4 protein-coding genes and 1 pseudogene are annotated in these 3,560 nt (G+C 28.5%); all 5 read right to left on the bottom strand.

Annotated elements, in window-relative coordinates:
• Positions 1-61 precede the first annotated feature (61 nt).
• Positions 62-1,557: pseudogene (locus tag J8J04_RS02950) on the bottom strand (replicative DNA helicase).
• Between the two features lie 19 nt (positions 1,558-1,576).
• On the bottom strand, positions 1,577-2,182 hold the full coding sequence (locus J8J04_RS02945) for a hypothetical protein (protein WP_212332210.1): 606 nt from the start codon (positions 2,180-2,182) through the stop codon (positions 1,577-1,579).
• Between the two features lie 37 nt (positions 2,183-2,219).
• Positions 2,220-2,369 (bottom strand): hypothetical protein, encoded by a 150-nt coding sequence (locus J8J04_RS02940; protein ID WP_212332207.1) that lies wholly within the window; start codon positions 2,367-2,369, stop codon positions 2,220-2,222.
• Entirely contained in the window at positions 2,353-2,985 is a 633-nt protein-coding gene (gene tmk / locus J8J04_RS02935; protein ID WP_212332203.1) for a dTMP kinase, read from the bottom strand. The genes J8J04_RS02940 and tmk overlap by 17 nt, the downstream gene beginning before the upstream one ends.
• Before the next feature lie 66 nt (positions 2,986-3,051).
• On the bottom strand, positions 3,052-3,560 hold a 509-nt coding region (locus J8J04_RS02930; protein ID WP_212332200.1), incomplete at its 5' end, for a lambda-exonuclease family protein.

Below are 3,560 nucleotides of genomic sequence, written 5' to 3'. Positions count from 1 at the left end.
TAGTTTGAATGTTTTTTATTTTTTCTTGATAATTCATTTATTTTACTCCTAGTTTTTTTGATTAATAATAAGTTTCCGTTTGATAAGGTAAAACATAACCTATTTCTTGGAAAGTTTGAGTGGTCGTTTCGAAATGATAAAGTAAGGTTTTTTTGGTGCCACTGCGGTTTTTTTTGATACATACTTCGATTATTTTTTGATTTTCATTGTCATTTGATTCTAAATATAGTTGATTTAAGACCGAATTATATATATTTATAGGTTTTTCATTGTCTTTGGTTAGTTTAGGTTGGAATTCAGACATTATTAAGACGATATCGGAGTTAGTTTCAATGCCACCACTTCCTTTTAAAGCGGTTATTTCTGGTGATTTACCTTTATAGTTAGTATAAGTATCTCTAGAAAATTGAGATAAAATGATAATAACGATATTTAATTCAATGGCTAATTGTTTGAGTTTAGTCATAATTTCGTCGATAACTAAACGATCGTTTTCTAAGTAGTTAGTAGCTTTTGTTATTTGGAGGTGGTCAATAACAATAATTTCCGCTTTTGTTTCTAAATGAAGGCGATAAACTAAATCAATGACATAAGCAATGTTTTTGCTTTTATCATAACTAAATGATAAATTAATATTGGCAAAAAATTGTTGGGCTTGTTGCATCCTTTCGGTGTAGTTTTGTGTTGTGATGTTTAAGTTTGCCAGATTTTTATCTAAAATAATCTCTAAGGGTATTTGAGTTTGGTGGGCTAATAAACGACTTAAATTTTCTTCTAAAGTCATTTCATAAGAAAATACCAAAATATGAGGATAATCAGAACTTTCTTGGTGTTTTTTTTGGCGATATCTAATAAAAGATTATAAACAAAAGAAGTTTTACCTAAGCCAGTATAGCCACCAATAGTAATGATTTGGCCTTTTTTGAATCCTTTTGTGGCTTGATTTAAACCGCGAAAAGTTTCAGATAAACGGTAATATTCTTCCCTTATTTTTTGTTTGGCTTTGTTATCGGTGTCAAACAACTCAGGATGTAGAACAACCATTTGGTTTAAATGAAAGAGGGTTTTATCGTTTTGGTGAGGGATGGAAGAGATAAAGTTTCTTAATTTAGCAAAGATTTCTTGGTAATATAAGTTTTTAGTATAAGGATCTTGGTTTTCGTATGTGGGGCTGATGATTTTGATTAATTGTTGAAAGAGTTTTTCTTGGGTGTAGGTATGTTTTAGGTTATCTAAAAGATGAGGATTGTTTTGGTTTTCAAAATTATCATTTAAATAATTTAAAGATTCTAAAGTAAAGTTATCTTGTGGGAAATTAGTTTGGAGATAGGTTAATAACTCTTTGATAATGGTTGGTTTTGTAGTGGGTTTATCCCACGGATGAGTGGTTTGTTTTTCTAAAAATAAATATTTTAAAGAGGTAAATATTTTTTTATTTTGGGGTTCCAGTAGAGTTTGGGGGTTGATTATTTGGCAGTAAAGGTTTAATTTTTTCCATTGGCCTTGTTCGATATAAGTTATTAATTGTTGTAACGCTTTTTGTTCGTTGGTTAACATTTTATATTAACTCCTTTTTTTATTTTTTAATGATGTTGATATTAGCAAAAGGGATAAATTCATTAGTAAGTAAGTTTTGGAAGAAATGGTTAGCTGAATTGGCAAATAAATTAATTACTTGATTAATACCTTGGACTTTACCTTGCTTAATTTTATGGTTTAGTCTTTGAGTTTCGGTTTCGTTATTGGTCAATAAATAATATTCAAAACGGGTGTCGAGTTTTTTAATTTGTTGTCCTTCCACCATGGCTTGTTTATAACGTTCACGGAGGCAAGTTTTGAAATTAAACGCTATTATTCGTTTGATTGTGGTGAATAAAACTAAATCAAATTTATTGTCGGGAATAAAAAATAAAGAGGCTTGAGGATATAAATTAGTGATATCTTGGTTGCGCAGATATAATAAAATGAGGTATTCATTGATTTTGCCGCGGATTACTTTTTGGCTTTGTGAGTTGATATTATGATCTTCAAAATAATGGTTTAATTGTTGGTGATTGATTGTCATATATTCCTTAATGAAAAGATTAAAGGTATTTTTTTTAAAAAAGCATTTTAAGATTTCCACTGTTTGGTTGTTAGTATTAAATTGTTGAATATTTATAAAATCTTGGTTCGTTAACATTGGATATTTCCTTTCTAAATAAAAAAAAGACCTTAAATTAAGGTCTTTTGTTGGTTTTGGTATTTTTAAAAATTCTTTTGGTTTTCCAAGTGATGATACCATTTTTTCTAATGGTTTTGATTTTTCCATTGGAAAAATAGATATAAGTGTTGCCATTTTGACAGGTTTTTTTAGTGATGATCGCCATTTGATAGTACTCCTATTTGTTTCATGATTTGTTTTTGATGGGTTAATATTGTATTATCGTTTGTTGATTTTAAGATTAATTTATAACCGATATTTTGTCTTTTTAAAAATACTTCATATCCTTGGCTTACTTTATTAAAATATGATAAAGGAATTGACTCGATCACATCTAATTTGTGTTCTTTTTGGTTTATTTTTCGTTCTAATCCTAATTGAGGTTCTATTTGTAAATAAACAGTCATATCTGGTTTAATAAATGTTTTATTAAATAAATTAAAGAGATGATAATTTTTATCAATGTGATGCGGATAAGCTTGATAAGCAAAATTAGAACCTAACCAACGATCCATTAGGATGATCTTGTTAGTTTTTAAATGGGGTTGAATTGTTTCTGCTTGGATTTGCAACATATTAGCAAAACTCAATAAATAGCGAGTTAATGGTTTTAATTGGGCATTGGTTAAAAAAATATCACGAATGGTTGGTCCGATAGAAGAACTGCCTAATCCTTGTAAAACAATAACTTCTTGGTTTTGTTTTGTTAATTGTTTTTTAATTCTTTTGATTAAAGAGGTTTTGCCGCTACCATCGAGACCTTCAAAAACGATTAATTTCATATTTTATTCTCCTTTAGTGCTCATTTTTGTTATAAAAAAAAGACCTTCCAAATGAAGGTCTAATAATTATTTAAATTTAGTTAATTGTTTTAAATAAGTTGTTTGAGATAATTCTTGTTTGGCGTTGTACAATAATGCTAAATATTTTTTACTATCTTGAATTATTTTATTAATAAAATTATTATCTTGATAAATACGCACTACATGATAATCAATATCACTAAAATAAACTAAAAAATAAGCGAATTGGGCTTGGGAACAATAAAGTTGACATTGAACTTGGGCATAGTAATTTAATGGCACTTCTTGGTTGTTTAAAAAGCCGTTCCATGATGGTGAGATATTATTGTTTTTGTCTACATAAGGGCATTTGATTTCTAACAAAGTGTTTGTTTTAGCATTATAACCATCTAAAGAAGCGGAAAACATTTGGACTTTATCATCCGTAAAGATAGTATCAGGATAATTTAATTGAGTGGTTTTTTCAAAAAAAGATCTGGCGATTGGTTCCATTTTGTTACCATGTTCGGTGTATTTGTTGCTTGTGAAAGTAGTGCCAAAGATTTTATCATGAA

The organism is 'Fragaria x ananassa' phyllody phytoplasma, from assembly GCF_018274325.1.
Lineage (GTDB): Bacteria > Bacillota_I > Bacilli_A > Acholeplasmatales > Acholeplasmataceae > Phytoplasma.
The sequence above is the reverse complement of the archived record's forward strand: the minus strand, read 5'-3'. Positions and strand labels throughout refer to the sequence as shown.

Bases quoted from the DNA above. Each gene is read 5' to 3' on its own strand.
- tmk (WP_212332203.1), bottom strand. From the start codon at position 2,985: ATGAAATTAATCGTTTTTGAAGGTCTCGATGGTAGCGGCAAAACCTCT.
- J8J04_RS02940 (WP_212332207.1), bottom strand. From the start codon at position 2,369: ATGGCGATCATCACTAAAAAAACCTGTCAAAATGGCAACACTTATATC.
- J8J04_RS02945 (WP_212332210.1), bottom strand. From the start codon at position 2,182: ATGTTAACGAACCAAGATTTTATAAATATTCAACAATTTAATACTAAC.